Origin of the sequence: Tritonibacter sp. SIMBA_163, assembly GCF_046535935.1 — a bacterium.
In the GTDB taxonomy this organism is placed as follows: domain Bacteria; phylum Pseudomonadota; class Alphaproteobacteria; order Rhodobacterales; family Rhodobacteraceae; genus Epibacterium; species Epibacterium scottomollicae.
This window is the reverse complement of record NZ_JAWJBP010000509.1, coordinates 1-268: the sequence shown is the minus strand read 5'-3', so window position 1 is coordinate 268 and position 268 is coordinate 1. Positions and strand designations below refer to the sequence as shown.

General features: G+C 54.1%; 1 protein-coding gene. It reads right to left on the bottom strand.

Features of this window, described 5'->3' with window-relative positions; translation table 11 throughout:
* Positions 1–268: ATP-binding cassette domain-containing protein (locus R0J92_RS23330; RefSeq protein ID WP_411053426.1), on the bottom strand; the 268-nt coding region annotated here is incomplete at both ends.

The following is a 268-nucleotide window of genomic DNA, read 5'->3' as shown; positions in this document are numbered from 1 at the left end:
ATGTTTCAGCGACGACTCCAAGGTCATGCGTGATCAGCAAGACTGCTGTATCAAGCCGTTCGTTTAAGTTCTTGATCAATTTAAGGATCTGCGCTTGGATCGTCACATCGAGTGCAGTGGTCGGTTCGTCGGCGATCAGCACTTTCGGGTCGCACAGCAAAGCCATGGCGATCATGACGCGCTGGCGCATGCCGCCGGACAGTTGGTGCGGATATTCATTGAGCAAGGCTTCTGCACGGGGCAGGCCAACCAGTTTCATCATCTCGAC